Below are 20,229 nucleotides of genomic sequence, written 5' to 3' on the forward strand. Positions count from 1 at the left end.
CCCTCTCCCGCAAGGGGAGAGGGGGTCTGTCGCGGAACGTGCGCCCAATTTGGAAGCCCGACCCATGCCCCGATCAGCCTTCCTTGACCTCGCCCGCCCGAGCCGACGGCACTGGCTCGGCTACCTCCTGCTGGCGCCGGCGGTGCTGCTGATCGCGCTGATCATCGTCTATCCGCTGTTCGTCTCGGTCGATCTCTCCTTCCAGAACGTCAACATCGCCCGGCTCGATCAGCCGCGCCGACCCTTCACCACCGCCAATTACGAGCGGCTCTTCGCCTCCGAGGAGTTCTGGTACGCCTGCTGGGTGACCTTCAAGCTCGTCACCATCGTCTCGTTCTTCTGCTTCCTGCTCGGGCTCAGCACGGCGCTCCTGGTCAACAACCGCTTCAAGGGCCAGGCGCTGGCACGGCTGCTCGTCGCCCTGCCCTGGGCGATTCCGGAGGTGATCGCGGTCGTGATCTTCGCCTGGCTGTTCGATTCCTCCTTCGGCCTGATGAACTGGCTTTTCATCAAGCTCGGCCTGGTCGACCAGACGATCAACTGGTTCTCCTCGCCCGACGCGGCCTTCGCCGTGGTCTGCACGGTGATGGTCTGGAAGGGCTATCCCTTCGTCTCGATCATGATGCTGGCCGGCCTGCAGTCGATCCCCGAGGATTTCTACAACGCCGCCAAGGTCGATGGCGCCCGCGCCTGGCAGCGGCTGATCCACATCACCATCCCCTCGCTGATGCCGGTGATCGGCGTCACGCTGGTGCTGGTGATGCTCTGGGTCTTCCGCGACTTCTCGATCATCTACGTTTTGACCGGCGGCGGCCCGCTGAAGGCGACGCAGAGCCTCTCGATCATGACCTACGAGCAGGCCTTCGGCTTCTTCAAGATGGGTTACGCCTCGGCCATCGGCGTCATCACCCTGATCGTCTGCGTGATCGCGAGCCGGCTGATGATCGCCCGCGCGCCGGACAACATCTGAGGAGGCGGGAGATGGTTCAGCTGTCCGAAGCCAGTTACGGCGGCCGCGTCGGGCGCAAGCCCTCCCCCCTTGTGGGGGAGGGTTGGGAGGGGGGTATCGCACCCGCGGCCCTCTCCGCGCCAAGCTGGATATATGTCGAGGGTGGCATACCCCCCTCTCTAGCTCTCCCCCACAAGGGGGGAGAGGACAGGTCGCGGCAGCGGCAGGAGCGACGCCCATGAGACGTCGCTCGCTCCGTACCGCAGCCCTCTACGCGCTCGTCGTCGCAACCTGCGCCATTCTGGTCTTCCCGATCTACTGGCTCGTCGTCACCGCGCTCTCCGAGCCGAGCCAGCTTCGGCAATTGCCGCCGAGCTTCTGGCCAGCTGAGCCGCGCTGGGGCGTGTTCGGCCAGATCATGGCCGAGCGGCCGATCCTGCTCTGGCTCGGCAATTCAGCGCTCGCCGCCATCGGCGCGGTCGCGATCTCGATGGTGGTCTCGGTGCTCGCCGGCTACAGCCTGTCGCGCTTTCGGGTGCGTGGCGGCCAGTCGCTCGGGCTGTTCATCCTGACCGCCAAGATGCTGCCGGCGACGCTGCTGGTGATCCCGCTCTTCGGCATCTTCCGCAACCTCGAGCTGATCGGCAGCCTGTGGTCGATCATTCTGGCGCACGCCACGTTGATCATCCCGTTCACGACCTGGATGCTGAAGGGCTATTTCGACACGATCCCGCAAGAGCTCGAGCAAGCGGCGATGGTCGACGGTTGCTCGCCGCTCGGCGCGCTGGTCCGGGTGATCCTGCCGGTCTCGGCGCCGGGGCTGGCCGCGACCGCGCTCTACGGTTTCGTGCTGTCCTGGTCGGACTATGCCTATGCCAGGACGTTCCTGACCAACGCCCAGGGCAACTGGACCGCCAATCTCGGCATCACCACGATGAAGGGCGAGTACATCTCGAACTGGAGCGACATCTCCGCCGCCTCCATCCTCGTCGCCCTGCCGATCCTCGCGATCTACCTCTTCCTCGAACGCTATCTCGTCGGCGGCCTGACGGCCGGGGCCGAGAAGTAAGAAAACCCGCATGGCTGGAATCCGTATCGACAGCGTCACCAAATCCTATGGCGGGCTCGCCGTCCTCAAGGCGTTCTCGCTCGACATCGCCGATGGCGAGTTCGTCGTCCTCGTCGGCCCCTCCGGCTGCGGCAAGTCGACCATGCTGAAGATCCTCGCCGGGCTGGAAGAAGCCTCCTCCGGCACGATCGCGATCGGCGAGCGCGATGTCACCGACCTCGCGCCGGGCGATCGCGACATCGCCATGGTCTTCCAGAACTATGCGCTCTATCCGCATCTGACGGTCGCCAAGAACATGGGCTTCGGCCTGAAGATGCGCGGCACCGACCCAGTCGAGATCGAGCGGCGGGTCACGGACGCCGCCAGGATCCTCGGCATCGACCATCTGCTCGAACGCCGGCCGCGGGCGCTCTCCGGCGGCCAGCGCCAGCGCGTCGCGCTCGGCCGGGCGATCGTACGCGAGCCGCAGGCTTTCCTGATGGACGAACCGCTCTCCAATCTCGACGCCAAGCTGCGGGTCCACACCCGCGCCGAGATCAGCGCCCTGCACAAAAGGCTGCGCGTCACCACGATCTACGTCACCCACGACCAGACCGAAGCGATGACGATGGCCGACCGCATCGTCATCATGAAGGATGGCGCGATCCAGCAGATCGCCTCGCCCGACGTGATGTTCCGCGAGCCAGCCAATCTTTTCGTCGCCGGCTTCATCGGCTCGCCCGGCATGAACTTCCTCAAGGCGAAGGCCGAGGCGGCGGGCGGCGGAGCTACGGCAAAGCTGTTCGGCCACGATGTGACGCTGCCCGTCGCGAACGCCGCTAGGCTTGCCGGCAAGGAGATCGTCGTCGGGCTCAGGCCCGAACATATCTCCGCCGGTTCCGGACAGGTCTCGTTCACGGTGGCCCCGCGGCTGATCGAGAGTTTGGGCAGCGAGCAATATGTCTATGTCGATCTGCCTGAGGAGCACCGCCGCGAGGCGAGTTCCGGCGGCGAGGATGAGTCGCGGCGGACTTCGCTGATCGCGCGTCTGATCAATCCCGAGCCACGGCCGCCCGAGGCGACGCTGACGCTGTCCTTCGATCCGGCGCGCTTGCATGTCTTCGATGCCGCCAGCGGCGAGGCGATCCGATGAGCACCATCCTGGTCACCGGCAGCGCTGGACGTGTCGGCTCGCGCGTCGCCCGCCAATTGCTCGAAGCGGGGCATCGCGTCACCGGCTTCGACCTGCGCGCCAGCGGCATCGATCATCCCGCTTATCGCGAGGTGCTCGGTGGCTTCGACGATCGCGCCGCCGCGAAGGAGGCCGTGCAGGGCGCCGAGGCGATCCTGCATCTCGGCGCCTTCATGTCCTGGCTGCCGGCCGACCGCGACAGGCTGTTCTCCGCCAATGTCGAGGGCACGCGCATCCTGCTGGAGGAGGCCGCTGCAGCGAGCCCGAAGCGCCTCGTCTTCGCCTCCTCCGGCGAGGTCTATCCGGAGAACGTTCCCGACTATCAGCCGATCGACGAGGACCACCCGCTGAAGCCACGCTCGCCTTATGGGCTGAGCAAGCTGCTCGGCGAGGAGCTGGTGCGTTTCTTCGAGCGGACGAGCGGGACGCCCGCGACGATCCTGCGCTTCTCACACACACAGGATGCGGGCGAGCTGCTCGACCCCGGCAGCTTTTTCTCCGGCCCACGCTTCTTCCTGCATCCGAAAATCCGGCAGCAGGAGGGCTTCGGCAATGCGGCGACTGTCGCAGCCCTGCGTGCCATCGATGACGGGGGCGAGGCACTGGTGCTCTCGCGCAACGAGGCCGGGCGCCCCTTCCGCATGCACATCACCGATACGCGCGACATGGTCGCCGGCATCCTGCTCGCGCTCACCGACGAGCGCGCCATGGGGCGCACCTATAACCTCGGCGCGACCGCGCCGGTCGACTTCGCCGTGGCGTTGCCGCCGATGGCGGAGTTGACGGGACTGCCGTTGAAGACCATCGACCTGCCGGGCGCCGGCGTCTTCTACGAGACGTCGAACGCCAGAATCCGGACCGAACTGGGATTTGAGCCGCAATGGACCTTCGAGCGCATGATCGGCGAGGCGGCGCAGGCGCGGATGAAGCGCGTGTCCTGACTCCGGGCGAGCGCGACGTTCCGACCGGCGCGGCTGCCCTCGCCAAGGGCCTTTATCTGCTCGACGTGATCGGCGAAGCGCCGGCGCCACCGCGCTTCCGTGACCTGCAAGTCGCGACCGGCCTGCCGAAGGGCACGCTGGCGCGCATGCTCAACACGCTTCTGACCTTCCGCCTGATCCGGCACGAGGAGAGCGACAACACCTACAGGCTCGGCCATCGCCTGTTCGAGCTCGCCCACCGCGTCTGGGAATCCTTCGACCTGCGCGGCGCGGGCGCGCCGGCGCTCGACCGGCTCGCCGAGGAGACGCGCGAGACTGCGGCCCTCTGCTCCATCGACAATGGCGAGGTGCTCTATATCGACCAGCGCAGCCGCGGCGGCCCCTATGGCTTCCGCATCGAGATCGGCCGGCGGGCGCCGCTGCACTGCACCGCCGGCGGCAAGGCCCTGCTCGCCTTCGTCCAGCCGCATGAACAGCGCGCCCTCGTCGACCGGCTGAAGCTCGAGCGTTTCACCGAGACGACCATCACCGAGGAGGAGGCGCTCGCCGCCGACCTCGCATTGACCCGGGCGCGCGGCTACGCCGTCTCGCAAGAAGAGCATGTCGCCGGCGTCGCCTCGGTCGCGGCGCCGATCTTCGACCATACCGGCCGGGCCGTCGCCGCGATCGGCGTGTTCGGCCCGTCCTCGCGGCTGACGCGGGAGCGGCTGCACACCACCGGCCGCGACCTGATGGCGGCGGCGCGGCAGATCTCCGGCAATGTCGGCGCGACGCAGATGAACATTTCCCCGGCTCCGCGCTCGGCGCGGCCGGTCGATCCGAACGTCCAATGCGTGCTGCCCTGGGGCGCGCATCTCGCCGAGGGGCCGTATTGGTCAGCCGGCGAACAGCGGCTCTACTGGGTCGATATCCTCGCGCCCTCGGTCAACCGCTTCGACCCGGCAACCGGCAACAATGAGGAAGTCACGCTGCCGCGCCTGGTCAGCGCCGTGCTCGGCCGCCGCGGCGGCGGGCTGGTGGCGCTGACGCAGGAGGGGCTGGAGGCCTTCGACTTCGCCAGCGGCCGCCTGACGCGGCTCGCCGATCCCGAAGCCGACATTCCCGACAACCGCTTCAACGACGGCAAATGCGACCGGCAGGGCCGGCTCTGGGCCGGAACGATGCGGCTCGACGCCAGCCGCGCTTCCGGCGCGCTCTACGCGATTTCGCCCGATCTCTCCTGGCAGCGGCAGGAGAGCGGGCTCACCGTCGCCAATGGGCTCGACTGGAGCCCGGATGGGCGGAGCTTCTATTTCGTCGATTCCGCCCATGGCCGAATCTATGCCTACGATTTCGACGCGGCCGCCGGCACGCTCGCCAACCGCCGCGTCTTCGCCGAGATCGACAAGGCCGCGGGCCGCCCCGACGGACTCGCCGTCGATGCCGAGGGCTTCGTCTGGTGCGCGATCTGGGACGGCTGGTGCCTGCACCGCTATGCGCCGGACGGGAGGCTCGCCGGCGAGGTCTGGCTGCCGGTCCCACGCCCGACCAGCCTCGCCTTCGGCGGCCTCGACTTCAAGACACTGTTCATCACCTCGGCGCGCATCCGTCTGCCCTCGCGCGTGCTGGCCGAAGCGCCGTTCTCGGGCGGGCTCTTCACCCTGCCGGTCGATGTTCCGGGTCTGCCGGCAGCGGAATTCGGCGGATGACGATCGAAGCCAGCTATCCCGACCTCGCCGGCAAGGCCGCGCTCGTCACAGGTGGGGCCGACGGCATCGGCCGTGCCATCGTCGAGGCGCTGGCGCGGCAAGGCTGCAAGGTCGCCTTCCTCGATCGCAACGTCGAGCGTGGCGAAAGGCTGGCGGCGGAACTCACCGCCGCTAGCGGCGCAGTCTCCTTTCATACCGTCGATTTGCGGGACGTTCCCGCAACACAAACTGCGATCGCGGCGGCGCGCGCCATCCATGGTCCCTTCGCCATCGGCATCAACAACGCCGGCCATGACGAGCGGCACGATTTCGAGGCGGTGACGGAAGCCTACTGGGACGATCGCCTCGCCGTGAACCTGCGGCCGATGATGTTCGTGGCGCAGGCGTTGGCGCCCGACATGCGCGGCCTCGGTGGCGGCGCGCTCGTCAACCTGTCCTCGACCTCGTGGATGAAGGGCTCGCCGCACATGATCGCCTATACCACGGCGAAATCGGCGGTGATCGGCTTTACGCGCTCGCTGGCGCGGGCGCTCGGGCCGGACGGGGTCCGGGTCAACTGCGTCACGCCCGGCTGGGTGATGACCGAGCGCCAGCGCAGGCAGTGGTGGACGCCGGAGAAGAGCGCGGCCAACCAGGCCGCACAGGCGCTCAAGGGCGAGATCCTGCCGGAAGACGTCGCCCAGATGGTGCTCTTCCTCTGCTCCGACGTCTCGCGCATGTGCGCCGGCCAGAACTTCATCGTCGATGCCGGCACGGTCTGAGGCAATGGCTGCGCTCGACGATCTGCGCGCCGTGCTCGATCCGACCGCAATCACTACTGATCCGCAGAGGATGGCACCGCACCTCACCGACTGGCGCGGCAAGCACCGGGGCGCGGCGCTGGCGCTGCTCCGGCCACGCAACGTCGAGGAGGTCTCGGCCATCCTGCGCTGGGCGACGGCGACCCGTACGCCTGTCGTGCCGCAAGGCGGCAATACCGGGCTCTCAGGCGGAGCGACACCGGATGCTTCGGGCGCGGCCGTCGTGCTCTCGCTGGCGCGCCTGAACAAGATCCGGGCTGTCGACACCCAAGGTGATACGCTGATCGCCGAGGCCGGGTGCATCCTCGCCGATGTCCAGCAGGCGGCCGCAAACAATAACCGGCTCTTCCCGCTCAGCCTCGGCAGCGAAGGCTCGTGCCAGATCGGCGGCGTGGTCGCGACCAATGCCGGCGGCATCAACGTTATCCGCTACGGCACGGTACGCGATCTGGTGCTCGGCCTCGAATATATCCGCGCCGACGGCGCCGTGATCCATGGCCTGAAGCCACTGCGCAAGGACAATGCCAGTTATGCGCTGCGCGAGCTCGTGATCGGTTCGGAAGGTACGCTGGCGATCGTTACTGCCGCGACCTTTAGGCTGTTTCCAAGGCCGCGTGTCAGCGCAACGGCGCTGTGCGGTCTCGACAGCCCATCGGCCGCGCTGAAGCTGCTGTCCTTGCTGAAGCAATCGGCCGGCGAACGCATCTCCAGCTTCGAACTGATGTGCGATGGCGAGATGGGCCTTACTCTGGACCTCGTGCCTGGCACAGCCTTGCCCCTGGAACGGCGGCACAGCTGGTATGTCTTCATCGAGCTCGCCGACAGCGATCCCTCAGGACGGGTTAGCGAGCTGCTGACCGAGACGCTCGGAACGGCACTGGAACAGGGTCTGCTTCAGGATGCGGCCATCGCGCAGAGCGAAACACAGGCCAAGGCGATCTGGCATCTGCGCTTCGCCGTCGCGGAAGCGAACCGCCGCGCCGGCCCGATCGTCTCGCATGACACCAGCGTTGCGGTCGCTGACGTGCCCGCCTTCATCACGGCGGTCGAGGCGATGGCGGCCGATTGTTTCCCGGAGGCCAGAACGCTCTTCGTCGGCCATGTCGGCGACGGCAACATCCATGTCGTCCTGCTGTTTCCGCAAGAAACTCCGCGGGATCGGCTCGGCGACCTCGCCACCGTAGTCAACGAGCGCGTCTTCGCGATCATCGGCGCTTTCGGCGGCAGCATCACCGCCGAGCACGGCATCGGCCGCAGCCTGACAGGCGCGCTGACGCTGCATACCCAGCCGGAGGCACTGGAGTTGATGAGAGCGGTCAAGCAGGCATTCGACCCGCTCGGCATCCTCAATCCCGGTGCGGTGCTCGCGCGACCGTGAAGCAACCCTGCGATCGAGGGAAGTCCCCGGAATAGTTGAACTGTTCCGGACCAAAGGTGGCAGCCACGTTACTTTAGAATACGTGTAAACTATTGTATTTGCTAACCAATTCCGTCTGGTTTAACTGCTGGGGACGGTCGCCTTCGACGCTGTCCCTTCCAGGGTCGGCGCTCCGCGATCACCCGAGGACGCTTCGATTGAGGCCGGCCTCGCCCTGAAAGCGCTCCCGGCGGTGAGGAGCGCCGCAAGACCGTGGACCAGAGTCGATGCAGCGTTTGATCGGTACAATCCTGTTTGCAGCGGGCCTCGCCGCCGCCCCGATGACGAGCTCGATCGTCCTTGCCCAGACCGCACCGACCGAAACCGCGCCCGCTCCCCAGCAAAGCCCTTCCGGCGCCCATGGCGGAGCTGTGCCGGCGCCGAGCGTCACCACGCCGGCCGCTCCTGCTCCCACCGGCCAGATCACCCCGACGCCGACAGCTGTCCCTGCTACCATTCCCGCTCCCAGCCCGACGCCGGCACCCGCGGCGGCGCAGGCGACCCTGCCGCACGACCTGTCGCCCTGGGGCATGTTCATGGCCGCCGACATCGTCGTTAAGGCGGTGATGCTCGGCCTTGCCTTCGCCTCGCTCGTGACCTGGACGATCTGGCTCGCCAAGGCGCTCGAGCTCGCCGCCGCGAAGACACGCGCGCAGCGAGCCGTTCGCCGACTGGTCGAAGCGGCAAATCTCGACGACGCCGCGCAGGCGATCACCGGGCGCAAGGGCCGGGCACGCGGCACCGTGGCTGAACTGGTCGGCGCCGCCCAGAGCGAGCGCGAGCGCTCCGGCGACCTCGGCGAGGACGGCATCAAGGAGCGTGCGGCGATCGCTCTGTCGCGGATCGAGGCGCGTGCTGGCCGTTCGATGGCGCGCGGCACCGGCCTGCTCGCCACCATTGGCTCGACTGCCCCCTTCGTCGGCCTGTTCGGCACGGTCTGGGGCATCATGAATTCGTTCATCGGCATCAGCCAGTCGAAGACGACCAACCTCGCCGTGGTCGCGCCGGGCATTGCCGAGGCCCTGCTCGCAACCGCGATCGGTCTCGTCGCCGCGATCCCGGCCGTGATCATCTACAACGTCTTCGCCCGCGCCATCAGCGGCTACCGCGCGACGCTGTCCGATGCGTCTGGCGAGGTGCTGCGCCATCTCTCGCGCGATCTCGAACGACTGCGCCGTCAAGCCGCGCAGCAGGTCCGCGCCAACCTGCATGCGGTCCCCGCCCAGCCGGCGGCCATGCCGCGCGTGCCGGCGGAGTGATACGATGGCCGTTTCGCTCAAGGAACCGCAGGACGGCGATCTCGGCGAAGTCAGCGAGATCAATGTCACGCCGTTCATCGACGTGATCCTGGTGCTGCTGATCATCTTCATGGTCGCGGCGCCGCTCTCGACCGTCGATGTCGCAGTCGACCTGCCAGTCTCGAATGCGCAAACGCAGCCGCGGCCCGACAAGCCGATCTTCCTGACCGTCAAGCAGGATCTCTCGCTCGCGCTCGGCAACGACACGGTGCCGCGCGAGCAATTGCAGGCGGTACTCGACCGCCAGACCAGCAATGACCGCGAGCAGCGCGTCTTCCTGCGCGCCGATGGGGCGGTGGCCTATCGCGAGCTGATGGACGTGATGAACAAGCTGCGCCAGGCGGGCTATCTCAAGATCGCGCTGGTCGGGCTCGAGGACACCGGCCAGGGAGCCGGCAAGCCATGATCGCCTCGGCGCCCGACCGCCGCTGGCTCGCCGCGCTGCGCTGGGGTGCGGCGGCGCTCACCGTCGCCACCCTCCATGGCGGGCTCGCCTGGGTCGGCGTGCACTGGCGCCCGACGGAAGCTGCTGCCGGCGCGCCGGAGCCGGCGGTGATGATCGAACTCGCCGCACTCTCGGTCGCGCCCGAAGCGCCGCTGGAGGAGCTGCCGGTCGCGCCAGAGCGGGCGGAGCCTGAGCCGCCGCCACCCGAGCCGATCAAGGAAACGCCACCGCCCGAGCCTGAACCGGAACCCGTTCCGGAGCCGATCCCGGTCGAGCAGCCGGAGGTCAAGCTGCCAGAGCTGCCGCAGATCCCGAAGCTCGATGCCGTGCTGCTGCCGCCTCCGCCCGAGTTGAAGCCGGTGGAGAAGAAGCCGCCGCCAAAGGTCGTCGAGAAGAAGAAAGAGAAGCCGAAGCCCAGGGTCGTCGAGCGCAAGCCGGTCGAGCGCCGGGCGCCGGAAGCGGTGGCGCCCAAGCCGTCCGAGCAGCGCGCCGCGGCGCCAACCAGCGCGGCGCAGGGTAGCGCAAGCCAGCCGACAGTCTCGACCGCCTCCTGGCGCGGCTCGCTGATCGCCCATCTCAACCGCTACAAGCGCTTTCCGGGCGGCGCGAGCCCCGGCACGGTCCAGGTTGCCTTCGCGATCGACCGCAGCGGCAACGTGCTGTCCTCGCGCGTCGTCGGCTCTTCCGGGGATTCGGCGCTGGACGCCGAAGCGGCGGCGATGATCCGCCGCGCCAGCCCGGTTCCGGCTCCGCCGGCGGGTGTCGGCGGTGGCGGGGCGATCTCGCTCTCGGTGCCGATCCGCTTCAGCCGATAAGGCTTCCGCTCAGCGCGGGGCACCCTGGGGCTGGAACGGCGTCGTCACGGTGTCGCCGACGGCGGCTCCGGCGTCTTGAATATTGTTGCCGAGATGCTCGACCCGGTCGCCAAGGTGGCGGCGTACCTGCGGGTCGACCACCGCGATCGGGGCGGTGACCACAATGCCAGCGGCGGTGCCGACCGCTGCCGCAGCGCTGCCGGTGACCTCGATCAGGCGCTCGCCGAGGCCGACGCGTGAATCGGTGATCGGCTGGCCATCGACGAGACGCGTGCCGATCAGTTTCACCACCTCCGGGCTCTCGGCGAACTTGCCGTGATTGAGCTTGTCGCCGGTGCGCAGCTTGGTGAGATTCAGGACCGTGATCTTGTCCGCCTCGAACTCGCTCTTGTAGGGCTCGACATCAGGGTCGACGGCGCCGAGGCGATCCTTGCCGCCCCAGACCCGGCGCGAGATCGCAAGGGCCCGATCATCCTGGGAGACGAAGAGAGTGAACTTCGGGCGTCGTCCCGTCATCTCCGCGATCTGCGTGCGGAAGACGTCGGCGTCGACATCGGGCGAGGCGAGCATGACATTGGCGATTTTTGCCGGAATGCCACGATTGCGCACCGCCATCTGGGTCAACGACTCCAGTGCAACCCAGTTACCCATGGAGTGAGCCAGCAGCGAGACCTCGCCGACGGCCGGATCGCGCGCCAGCCCCTGCAGCAGCTCCTCGAGCGCGTTGCGAGAATAAGTCGCGCTCTCGCGATCGTAGCCATAGGCGAAGAGCGAGCCCCGCGACGGCCAGGTGAACAGCACGGGCACGACATTCGCGTCGGAATCGTGGACGATCTGGGCGAAGCGATAGACCGCGTCCTCGAAGCGGTTGTTGAAGCCGTGGACGAAGACCATGACGCGGCGCTTCGGCACCCGCGAGACACGCTCGTGCAGGCGCGCCAACCCGGTCTTGGCATCCAGCTTGTCGACCTTGAGCGTGACGAAATCGGTCTCGGGATTGCCCGGCAGCCGGCTCGGCCACTGCACCTCGCCGATCTTGCGGCGGCTGGCGGGCGGCAACGAGATGGTCATCTCGACAAAGGCCGGCTTGCCGCGCTCGCCCGAGAACAGCACGCCGGCATCCGGATCGGCGGCACGCGTCGTCGCCACCAGCATGGTGACCTTGCTGGTGCCCGGGGCCGTCGCGGTAACGGGCAGCAGCACACCCTTCACGTCGCCGGCGCAACCGGCGAGGAAAACCGCCATGAAGACGGCTGCCGGGCCCCGGCCACCAGGTCGGGCGGCTGGCGACAGCAGATCTTTGCGGCTGATCGGCATCACTGACTACCCCAGGTCCCGCTTGCAGCCCGGACCATGCTCGGCTGCAGCGATACCCGTCAAGGACGCCGAAGCCACAGTCGCGGTCAGACCATGTACTGACCGCCATTCACCTCGATGGTCTGGCCGGTGATGTAGCCGCTCATCGCGGGGCTCGCGAGGAAGAGGAAGACGCCGACATTGTCCTGCGGCGTGCCGACGCGCTCCATCGGGACGGTCTTGCGCATCGCCTCGATCTGCTCGGGCGTCGAATAGCGTTCGTGGAACGGCGTCATGATCACGCCCGGTGAGACGCCGTTGACGCGGATGCCGAAGGGCACGAACTCCTTGGCCATGCCGCGGGTCAGGTTGAGCACAAAGGCCTTGGAGCTGGCATAGAGCGAGGAGCCGGGGCCGCCGCCATTGCGCGCGGCGATTGAGCTCAGATTGATGACGCTCGCCTTGCTGCCGGATGTCTTCAGATAGGGCAGCGCCGCCTTCGATGCCATCACCACCGAGCGGACATTGAGATCGACCACGGCGTCGAAGAACTCGTCCTCGATCTCGGCGATCGGCGTGCGCTTCACCAGCGCGCCGGCATTGTTGACGAGCACGTCGAGCCCGCCGAGCTTGTCGGCGGCCTTGTTGACGAGGTCGACCGCCTGCGCGCTCTCGGCGACATCGGCCTGCAGCACATGCGCCTCGCCGCCAGCGGCCCTGATCTCGGCGGCGACGGCGTTCGCCTCGGCCTCGCTCGACTTGTAATGCACCACGACGCGCATGCCATGCGCCGCATAAGCCTTGGCCACGCCGGCGCCGATGCCGGTGCTGGAGCCGGTGACAAGGGCGCGCAGCCCCTTCAGATCTTCGAGCATCATTCCTCCCGTCGGATGCGAGTTTAAATCGTTTCAGGAACGATCTTGCGCGACCCGGCGCCGAACCGCCAGCGCCGCTTCGGCAACCCGGCCATTCGCGGAGGGCGTTCAGAGGAACTTGGTGACTGCCTTGAACTCCGCGAGCAGCGCGCGCGACTCGGCTGGCAGGCTGCCGGCGGCCTCCTCGAGGCAATGGCCGATATGCTCCTGGATCAGGATCTTGCGGGCGTTGGCGATCGCGCCTTCGACCGCCTGCAATTGCTGCGCGATCTCGAGGCAGGAGCGGACATTGGCGACCATCTCGATGGTCGAGCGCAGATGCCCCTCGGCCCGCTTCAGCCGGGTGATGATCTCCGGGTGCCGGTGATGGTGGATCCTGGCGTGCTCTTCGTCCTGCATTCCGGGTCCTGCAGCTTGATCCTATCCTCCCCGGGAGGTTATAGATCGACATAGCCGCTGCACAAGCGGCCCCCGATCAGGCAGGCGCCGGCGCGAGACCGGGCGCGTCCCGGCGATCGGGCGGGCGAGGACGAGACGGGCGCCCCCGACCAGCTCCGGCAAGGCCGGACGGCACGGCAGCGCGCGATCCGTTCCGGATCCGGAGCACGCATTCGTGCCGACCTTCACCGAGTTGCTGGCGCAGGGCGCTGGCCATGCCTGGCTGTTCATTCCGAGCGCGATCCTGCTCGGCGCGCTGCACGGGCTCGAGCCCGGCCATTCCAAGACGATGATGGCGGCCTTCATCGTCGCCATCCGTGGCTCGGTGCTGCAGGCGATGCTGCTCGGGCTCGCCGCGACGCTCTCGCACACGCTCGTCGTCTGGGGCGTCGCGCTCGGCGGCCTCTATCTGGCGCGCGATCTCGACGCCGAAGCGACCGAGCCCTGGTTCCAGCTCGCCTCCGGCGCGATCATCATCGCCATCGCGCTCTGGATGCTCTGGCGGACCTGGGCAGAGCAGCGCGCGCTACGCCCGGCTGACCGCAGTCATAGCAATGGGCATAGTCACGGGCACTCCCATGCTCATGGCCACTCGCACGGGCGCAGCCATAGCCGCGATCACAGCGATGCCGCGGACAATGAGCCGATGGACGCGCATCAGCGCGACCATGCAGAGGACATCCGCCAGCGCTTCACCGACCGGCCGGTGACGACCTGGCAGATCGTGCTGTTCGGATTGACCGGCGGACTGATCCCCTGCCCGGCGGCGATCACCGTGTTGCTGATCTGCATGCAACTGCGCGAGGTTGCGCTCGGCGCCGTGCTGGTGCTGTGCTTCTCGATCGGGCTGGCGATCACGCTGGTCTGCGTCGGCATCGCCGCCTCGCTCAGCCTGCGCGCCATCGAGAAGCGCTCCAACTGGCTGTCGACGGTCGCGGCGCGCGCGCCCTATGTCTCAGGCGCGCTGATCGTGCTGGTCGGCCTCTACACAGCCTGGCACGGCTGGAGCGGGCTGCAGGCGCAGGCTCCGCGCGCCGCGGCGATGCTGGTCAGCCCATCGCCTGGTTGACCAGAGCGAAACGATGCGCCGGGCCGCGCGCGACCGGTGCAGCGCCGCGCGCCATCACCACGCCGGAGGCGACGAGCGGCAGGCCGCGTTCGCTCAGCCAGGCGCCGAGGCCGGTGCGGGCCGGCACGTCGATCCGGACGAAATCGCCGCGGCGGGCGGCCAGCAGCGCCGCGATCAGATTGCAGGCGGCGGCATCGTCGTGGGCTGCAACCGGGCCGATCAGCCAGCCATGCCCGTGCCGGCGCAGGAAGCCGAAGCCGGCCGGCGCGCCGTCGCGCTCGATCAGGATCGCATGGCCGCGCGCCAGCAAAGCCTCGAGGACGGACGCGCGCGGCAGTCCCGTCGCCTCGCCGTCGAGCTGGGCCAATAGCGGCAAATCGGCGGCGGCGGCCGGACGCATGCTCTCATTCGCGGCGAGGACGGGCGCGCCAAGTTCCGGCCAGTCGCCCTGGTGCTGGCGGACTTCGTCGATGGCGATGAAGCCGTATTTGCCATAAAGCGGCTCGCCCTGTGCCGTGGCGACCAGCCCGAGCGTCCGCCCCTCGGTCGCCGCGATCAATTGCTCGGTCAGCAATTTGCCGATGCCCTGCCCCTGCCGGTCCGGCGCGACGATGATCGTGCCGAGCGTGGCATGGGTCGCGCCAAAACCCCACCAGAGCCCGATGCCGACGACGTCCTCCTCGCTCGACACGACGAAGCCCTGGCCGAGCGCGAGCGCAAACTCCCAATCTTCGCGCCGATGCGGCCACCCGATCGCCGCCGAAAGTTTTTGGCAGGCCTCGGCATCAGACGGAGCGGCAGGGCGAAGCGTCAGCTGTGGCGGCATCATCGGCGCGCCCTCAGCGACAGAACGCGGCACAACCGGACTGCCAGAACGGCGCCTCGGCATCGAGAGGCGGCACCGAGGGTCGCGGCTTCGCGTCCGGCAGATCCGCCGGCACCGGCACCACCAGCTCCCACCAGCGATGGGCGCATTGCGAACGGAAGGCCATCTGGTCGCTGATCGAGGTGTTCTCGCGGGCGAGGACGGCGTCGAGCGCGTCGCAAGCCTTGCGCAAGGCGCCGTCGTTCCCATCACCGGGCTCATTGGCATAATCGTGGAAGGCCGCGGTGAAGGCCTCCATCTCGCGGGCGATATGCGGCCAGTCCTGCCGGCCGAGGTTCCAGGCATCCATCCACTCGCGCACCACCGTCTCGACCGCCTCGGCCTTCGGCTTGCCGGCGACCTTGCGGGCGGTGGTCAGCATATGGCGCATCAGTTCGGCGCGGGCATGGAGCTGGCGGGCGGCGAGGGCAGCGGTCTGCATCGCCATGATCGCGCGCTCGGCTTCGCGCTGCAGCTCCTCGACGAAATGGGCCATATCCTTCTCCGCTAGATAGTTTGGAGCGGGATTACTGCGAAAAACCGGTTCCCACTTTTTCGCATCCTGCTCACGGCAACGTCGCGAGCCGGTCGAACAGGCGCTGGAACAGCGCCTCTGCCTCGACACTCGCGACGACATGGGCATTGGCCTGCCGCTTGAGCCGGCCGTTCCAGTCAATGGTGGTCCGCCCTCGCAACGGGCCGTCACCGGTCTCGACCTCGACGAAACAGTCACGCCCGGCAAAGAGTTCCGGCCAGAGCAACCAGGCGATCACGCAAGGGTCGTGCATCGGATGGCCGGCGGTACCGAGCCCGCCGGGGCGTGGACGCGTCAGCATGCCGTGCACGGCCCGCCCCGCCGCGTTGCCGAAGGCGATGAGGCGGGCGACCTGTTCATGCGAGGCGATCGCCTGATGGGTGACGCCGAGCCCCATCATCACGATCGGGCGGCCACAGCTGAAGACAATCGCGGCGGCGTGCGGGTCGACATGGATATTGAACTCGGCCGCCGGGGTGATGTTGCCGAGCGCCAGCGCCCCGCCCATCAGCACGATGCGCTTCACCTTGGGCAGCACGTCCGGCGCCAGCCGGAAGGCCAAAGCGAGATTGGTCAGCGGCCCGAGCGGGCAGAGCGTGACGCTGTCGTCCGGCGCGGCTCGCAGGATGGCGATCAGAACCTCGACGGCATGGCCGGACTCGGCCTTGCCGCGCGGCGGCGGTAGATCGGCGCCGGCGAGCCCGTCCGGTCCGCAAACGAATTCGGCGGTCGAGAGCGGGAAGATCAGCGGCCTATCGGCTCCGGCATGAACCGGCACGTCCTTGCGGCCGGCGAGCTCGCGGATGCGCAGTGCATTGGCGGTGGTCAGCACGAGCGGGACATTGCCGGCGACGGTGGTGACCGCCTTGAGATCGAGTTCGGTCGCGCTGGCGAAGGCGAGCAGCAGGGCAACCGCATCGTCCTGGCCGGGATCGGTATCGATGACGATCGTTTCGCGCGCCATCTCACGCAGCCTTGGCGTTGCCGGCCATGATCATATGGCTGAGATCGTCGGCAGTGAGATCGCCAAGCGGGCGATCGACGTATTTTCGGCCGGCGCCCATGATCACCACCCGGTCGGCGAGCGCGACCACGTCGCGCATATTGTGGCTGATCAGCAGCACCGTCCTGCCATCCGCCTTGAGCTTGCGGATCAGGTCGAGGACGAGCGCGGTCTCCTTGACGCCAAGCGCGGCCGTTGGCTCGTCCATGATGATGACCTCGGCCTTCCAGCGCAGCGCGCGCGAGATCGCCACCGCCTGGCGCTGGCCGCCGGAGAGCCGCTCGACCGGGCGATCCATATCCTCGACTGTGACCGAGAGCTGCTTGAGGAAGCCGCGCGCCTCCTGCGCCATCCTCTTCTTGTCGAGCACGCGCAGGAAGGGCAGCAGCACAGCCTTCGTCAGCTCGGAGCCCATGAAGACGTTCTGCGCGATCGAGAGCCGCGGCGCCAGCGCGAGATCCTGGTAGATCGTCGCGACGCCATGGCTGAGCGCATCATGCGGCGAAGCGAAGACGACCTCCTTGCCGCGCATGTGAAGCGTCCCCGACGTCGCCTCCTCAGCGCCGGAGACGACCTTGATCAGGCTCGACTTGCCAGCGCCGTTGTCGCCGCAGATGGCGACGACCTCGCCGGCAAAGATGTCGAGATCGACCTCTCGCACCGCCACGACCGGGCCGTAGCTCTTGCCGATGCCGCGGAGGGAGAGGATGGGGGTGGCGGGAGAGGTCATAGCTGTCCTGCTCAATGCAGAGCGTCATTCTCGGCCGAAGCGAAGCGCAGAGCCGAGAATCTCCGGGAAGAGATGCTCGGCTCAAGGCCGAGCATGACGGCCTTGGTCACTTCAGGAACTGCTGGACGTTGCTCTTGTCGACCAGCACGGCCTCGGTGAAGAGATAGGGGCCGGCAGCGATGGTCTCCTTCGGCTTCTTGTCGACGACGATCGCCTGGATGGCGTCGACCGCCTGCTTGCCCATCTCCTCGAAGGGGATCGAGACGGTCGCCATGAAGGTCGAGGCCGGGTCGGCGATGCGGGCATAGGTCTCCTTGCCACCATCGACCGAGACCAGCGGGATCTGGCCCTTCTTCACGCCCTGCGCCTGCAAGAGATCGTCGATGATGTAGGCCTGGCCGTCGAACGAGGCCCAGATGCCGTTGATCTTGCCCTGGTTCTGCAAGAGCAGCGCCTGCATGCCGGCGCGGACATCGTCGCGCCAGCTCTGGGTGCGGGCCATCGAGAACTTGCCGAGCTCCTTCACGCCCTGGTTCTCGGAGAGCACCGCGTCAAGCAGCTTGCCGCGAATGCGCGAGGCGACGTTGAGGTCAAAGCGGGCGGTGACGATATTGCCCTGATAGCCGAGCTGGCCGAGCAGATAGAGCGCCGCTTCGGCGCCGACCTTGTACTCGTTGGTCTGGATGTCGAAGAGCGCGTGCGGGCTCGAGCCCGACTGCACGGTGATAACGGGAATCTTGGCGTCCTTGGCCGCCTTGAACTGGGCGTCCGCCTCGACCGGCTTGCCCATAGCGATGATGATCGCATCGACCTTCTTGGCGATCAGCGCGTCGAACTGCTCGGCATGCCTGGGCAGCGCGCCTTCCGAGTTCAGCAGCGTGACGTTCCAGCCCTTGGCCTTGGCCGCGGCGGTGGCCGCATTGGCGACGCGGGCATGCGTCTCCGACGAGAACTGGAAGCCGATGACACCGAGCTCGAAAGCCTGTGCCCCCTGCCCCAGGCCGATGACGGCAACCGCCGCCAGCACAACTCTCTTCAAACCGACCATGACAACCTCTCCCCTTGTTATCGTTGTGACCTGTCAGACCTTGAACGCCGCCTTCTTCATCACGCTGGCCGAGAAGGCGACCGAGCCGATGATGATGACGCCGAGCACGATGTCCTGAACGTAATAGGGCGCGCCGAGCAGCACCAAGCCGTTGCCGAGCACTTTCAGCACCAAAGCAGCGAAGACCGTGCCGGGCACGTTCGGCTTGCCCGGCTCGAACATCGTCATGCCGAGCAGCACGGCGGCGATGGCGTAGAGCAGGTAATCGCCCGCCATGTTCGGCGCGGCCGAGGACAGATTGGCGGCGAGCAGCACTGCTGTGATCGCGGCGAGGATCCCGGAGAGCAGCAGGCCGATGCGCTTCATCTTCCCCGTCGCAATGCCGGAGAGCCGCGCTGCCTCGTCGGCTTCGCCGGTCGCGACCATATGGGCGCCGGTTCGGGTCCATTTGACCAGGCCCCAGGCAAAGAGGGTGACGCCCGTCAGCCAGAGCACGAGATTGGGGATGCCGAAGGTATAGCCGCGCGCCAGCCCGGTGAAGCTCACCGGCCAGCGGCCGACGAAGGCAATGCCCTGCGTGATCATGAAGGCGAAGCCCTTGGCGATCGCCGCGGTGCCGAGCGTCATGATCAGCGAGGGGATGCGCAGCACGGTGACGCCGTAGCCGTTGAGCCCCCCGAGCAGCGCGCCGACCGCGAGCGCCGCCGCGACCGCGACCAGCGGTGGATATTGCAGCTGCACGAGCCAGCCGCAGACCACGGCGGACAGGCTCGCCATCTCGGCGATCGAGAGGTCGAGCTCGGCAACGGTGAAGGCGAGCGCGAAGCCGAGCGCCAGGATGGCGAGGAAACTCGTATCCTTGAGCACGTTGACGACGTTCATCGTCGTCGCGAAGTTCGGTGCGAAGACGACGAAGAAGATGATCAGGGCGAGGCCGGCGAGCGCAGTGCCGTAACGGCCGATGATCTCGCGCATCGTCAGGCGTTCCCTGTCGCGATCGCCGAGATCGGCGAGAGGATCTCGATGCCGCCGGTGACCGGGATCAGCGCGCCGGTGACGAAGGCTGCTGCCGGCGAGAGCAGGAAGGCGATGACGCCGGCGACATCCTCCGGCCGGCCGAGCCGCCCGAGCGGGGTGCGCTGTGAGGCGCCCTCGACCAGCGCGTTGAATTCCTTGGCAAAGCCGCCGCGCACCATCGGCGTGTCGATGATGCCCGGCGCGACTGCGTTGACGCGGATGCCATGGCGGCCGAGCTGCTGGGCCATGCCGTAGGTCAGCGTCGCCACGCCGCCCTTGGCCGAGCCATAGGCGAGATTGGCGCCACCATTGCTATGGGCGATCGAGGAGATGTGGACGATGGCGCCGCCCTCACCCTGCGCGATCAACCGCTTCGACACGGCCTTGGAAACGCGGAAGACGGCAGAGAGGTTGATGTCGACGAGCCTGTCCCACTCCTCGTCCTCCATCTCGACCATCGGCACCGGCCGCGAGGCGCCGGCGCCGGTCACGAGATTGTCGAGCCGGCCGAAGCGCTCGACCGCGAGTTCGACCAGCGCCCCGGCGAGATCGCGGTCGCGGACATCGCCGGTCATGGCGGCAACCTCGGCGCCTTCGGCTTGCAGGCGATCAGCCAGCTCGACCAGCGGACTGGCTTCCAGCCCTGAGAGGACAAGCCTGTGTCCGGGTGCGAGCGTCATCGCGAGCGCGCCGCCGATGCCGCCGGAAGCACCCGTGATCAGGGTGACGGGCTTCGGCATCAGGTTGCCTTGCCGACGGA

Annotated in this window: 21 protein-coding genes; 11 read left to right on the top strand and 10 right to left on the bottom strand. The window is 67.7% G+C overall.

All coding sequences use genetic code 11. The features are described from left to right. Window positions 1-64: 64 nt before the first annotated feature. The 10 genes from ACSQ3M_RS23945 to ACSQ3M_RS23990 all read left to right on the top strand — a co-directional run bounded on the left by ACSQ3M_RS23945 (window position 65) and on the right by ACSQ3M_RS23990 (window position 10,593). Window positions 65-970 carry a carbohydrate ABC transporter permease gene (locus ACSQ3M_RS23945; RefSeq protein WP_129157911.1) on the top strand — a complete coding sequence of 302 codons (906 nt, stop codon included), beginning with the start codon at window positions 65-67 and terminating at the stop codon, window positions 968-970. A 217-nt stretch (window positions 971-1,187) separates the two neighbouring features. After that, window positions 1,188-2,018 carry a carbohydrate ABC transporter permease gene (locus ACSQ3M_RS23950; protein ID WP_436152581.1) on the top strand — a complete coding sequence of 277 codons (831 nt, stop codon included), beginning with the start codon at window positions 1,188-1,190 and terminating at the stop codon, window positions 2,016-2,018. Window positions 2,019-2,028: 10 nt separating this feature from the next. Continuing rightward, window positions 2,029-3,150 (top strand): ABC transporter ATP-binding protein, encoded by a 1,122-nt coding sequence (locus ACSQ3M_RS23955; protein WP_436152582.1) that lies wholly within the window; start codon window positions 2,029-2,031, stop codon window positions 3,148-3,150. Beyond that, on the top strand, window positions 3,147-4,130 hold the full coding sequence (locus tag ACSQ3M_RS23960; protein WP_436152583.1) for an NAD-dependent epimerase/dehydratase family protein: 984 nt from the start codon (window positions 3,147-3,149) through the stop codon (window positions 4,128-4,130). The genes ACSQ3M_RS23955 and ACSQ3M_RS23960 overlap by 4 nt, the downstream gene beginning before the upstream one ends. Then, window positions 4,070-5,818 carry an SMP-30/gluconolactonase/LRE family protein gene (locus ACSQ3M_RS23965; RefSeq protein WP_436152584.1) on the top strand — a complete coding sequence of 583 codons (1,749 nt, stop codon included), beginning with the start codon at window positions 4,070-4,072 and terminating at the stop codon, window positions 5,816-5,818. Before ACSQ3M_RS23960 ends, ACSQ3M_RS23965 begins: the two co-directional genes overlap by 61 nt. Then, entirely contained in the window at window positions 5,815-6,579 is a 765-nt protein-coding gene (locus ACSQ3M_RS23970) for an SDR family NAD(P)-dependent oxidoreductase (protein ID WP_436152585.1), read from the top strand. The genes ACSQ3M_RS23965 and ACSQ3M_RS23970 overlap by 4 nt, the downstream gene beginning before the upstream one ends. Before the next feature lie 4 nt (window positions 6,580-6,583). Next, a complete protein-coding gene (locus ACSQ3M_RS23975; RefSeq protein ID WP_436152586.1) occupies window positions 6,584-7,996 on the top strand; it encodes an FAD-binding oxidoreductase in 1,413 nt (470 codons plus the stop codon). A 266-nt stretch (window positions 7,997-8,262) separates the two neighbouring features. Then, the gene (gene exbB / locus ACSQ3M_RS23980) at window positions 8,263-9,294 is read left to right on the top strand and encodes a tonB-system energizer ExbB (RefSeq protein WP_436152587.1); all 1,032 of its coding nucleotides are present in this window, start codon (window positions 8,263-8,265) and stop codon (window positions 9,292-9,294) included. Window positions 9,295-9,298: 4 nt separating this feature from the next. Continuing rightward, window positions 9,299-9,739, top strand: a complete 441-nt coding sequence (exbD, locus tag ACSQ3M_RS23985; protein ID WP_436152588.1) for a TonB system transport protein ExbD — start codon at window positions 9,299-9,301, stop codon at window positions 9,737-9,739. Beyond that, window positions 9,736-10,593, top strand: coding sequence for a TonB family protein (locus ACSQ3M_RS23990; RefSeq protein WP_436152589.1), 858 nt, complete (start codon window positions 9,736-9,738; stop codon window positions 10,591-10,593). Before exbD ends, ACSQ3M_RS23990 begins: the two co-directional genes overlap by 4 nt. A gap of 9 nt (window positions 10,594-10,602) precedes the next feature. On the opposite strand, the gene ACSQ3M_RS23995 is transcribed toward ACSQ3M_RS23990, so the two are convergent. From ACSQ3M_RS23995 to ACSQ3M_RS24005, 3 genes are all read right to left on the bottom strand, one after another. Beyond that, complete coding sequence (locus tag ACSQ3M_RS23995; protein ID WP_436152590.1) at window positions 10,603-11,838, bottom strand: alpha/beta hydrolase; 1,236 nt, start codon at window positions 11,836-11,838, stop codon at window positions 10,603-10,605. Between the two features lie 158 nt (window positions 11,839-11,996). Next, window positions 11,997-12,764, bottom strand: a complete 768-nt coding sequence (locus ACSQ3M_RS24000; protein ID WP_436152591.1) for an SDR family NAD(P)-dependent oxidoreductase — start codon at window positions 12,762-12,764, stop codon at window positions 11,997-11,999. A 108-nt stretch (window positions 12,765-12,872) separates the two neighbouring features. Then, window positions 12,873-13,163, bottom strand: a complete 291-nt coding sequence (locus ACSQ3M_RS24005) for a metal-sensing transcriptional repressor (protein WP_436152592.1) — start codon at window positions 13,161-13,163, stop codon at window positions 12,873-12,875. A gap of 214 nt (window positions 13,164-13,377) precedes the next feature. Between ACSQ3M_RS24005 and ACSQ3M_RS24010 the strand changes: the two genes are divergently transcribed. Beyond that, a complete protein-coding gene (locus ACSQ3M_RS24010) occupies window positions 13,378-14,271 on the top strand; it encodes a nickel/cobalt efflux transporter (RefSeq protein WP_436152593.1) in 894 nt (297 codons plus the stop codon). Here the strand turns inward: ACSQ3M_RS24010 and ACSQ3M_RS24015 are convergent. From ACSQ3M_RS24015 to ACSQ3M_RS24045, 7 genes are all read right to left on the bottom strand, one after another. Continuing rightward, window positions 14,252-15,100, bottom strand: a complete 849-nt coding sequence (locus ACSQ3M_RS24015; RefSeq protein WP_436152594.1) for a GNAT family N-acetyltransferase — start codon at window positions 15,098-15,100, stop codon at window positions 14,252-14,254. The two genes, ACSQ3M_RS24010 and ACSQ3M_RS24015, sit on opposite strands and share 20 nt — an antisense overlap. A gap of 10 nt (window positions 15,101-15,110) precedes the next feature. Next, the gene (locus tag ACSQ3M_RS24020; protein ID WP_436152595.1) at window positions 15,111-15,632 is read right to left on the bottom strand and encodes a hypothetical protein; all 522 of its coding nucleotides are present in this window, start codon (window positions 15,630-15,632) and stop codon (window positions 15,111-15,113) included. 70 nt (window positions 15,633-15,702) lie between these two features. Beyond that, window positions 15,703-16,635, bottom strand: coding sequence for a nucleoside hydrolase (locus ACSQ3M_RS24025; protein ID WP_436152596.1), 933 nt, complete (start codon window positions 16,633-16,635; stop codon window positions 15,703-15,705). A gap of 1 nt (window position 16,636) precedes the next feature. Next, window positions 16,637-17,404 (bottom strand): ATP-binding cassette domain-containing protein, encoded by a 768-nt coding sequence (locus tag ACSQ3M_RS24030; protein WP_436152597.1) that lies wholly within the window; start codon window positions 17,402-17,404, stop codon window positions 16,637-16,639. A gap of 106 nt (window positions 17,405-17,510) precedes the next feature. Continuing rightward, window positions 17,511-18,452, bottom strand: a complete 942-nt coding sequence (locus ACSQ3M_RS24035) for a sugar ABC transporter substrate-binding protein (protein ID WP_436152598.1) — start codon at window positions 18,450-18,452, stop codon at window positions 17,511-17,513. 33 nt (window positions 18,453-18,485) lie between these two features. Next, a complete protein-coding gene (locus ACSQ3M_RS24040) occupies window positions 18,486-19,427 on the bottom strand; it encodes an ABC transporter permease (protein ID WP_436152599.1) in 942 nt (313 codons plus the stop codon). A gap of 2 nt (window positions 19,428-19,429) precedes the next feature. Continuing rightward, entirely contained in the window at window positions 19,430-20,209 is a 780-nt protein-coding gene (locus tag ACSQ3M_RS24045; RefSeq protein ID WP_436152600.1) for an SDR family NAD(P)-dependent oxidoreductase, read from the bottom strand. Between the last annotated feature and the right edge of the window lie 20 nt (window positions 20,210-20,229).

This window comes from Allobosea sp. LjRoot90, assembly GCF_964254315.1.
GTDB lineage: Bacteria > Pseudomonadota > Alphaproteobacteria > Rhizobiales > Beijerinckiaceae > Allobosea.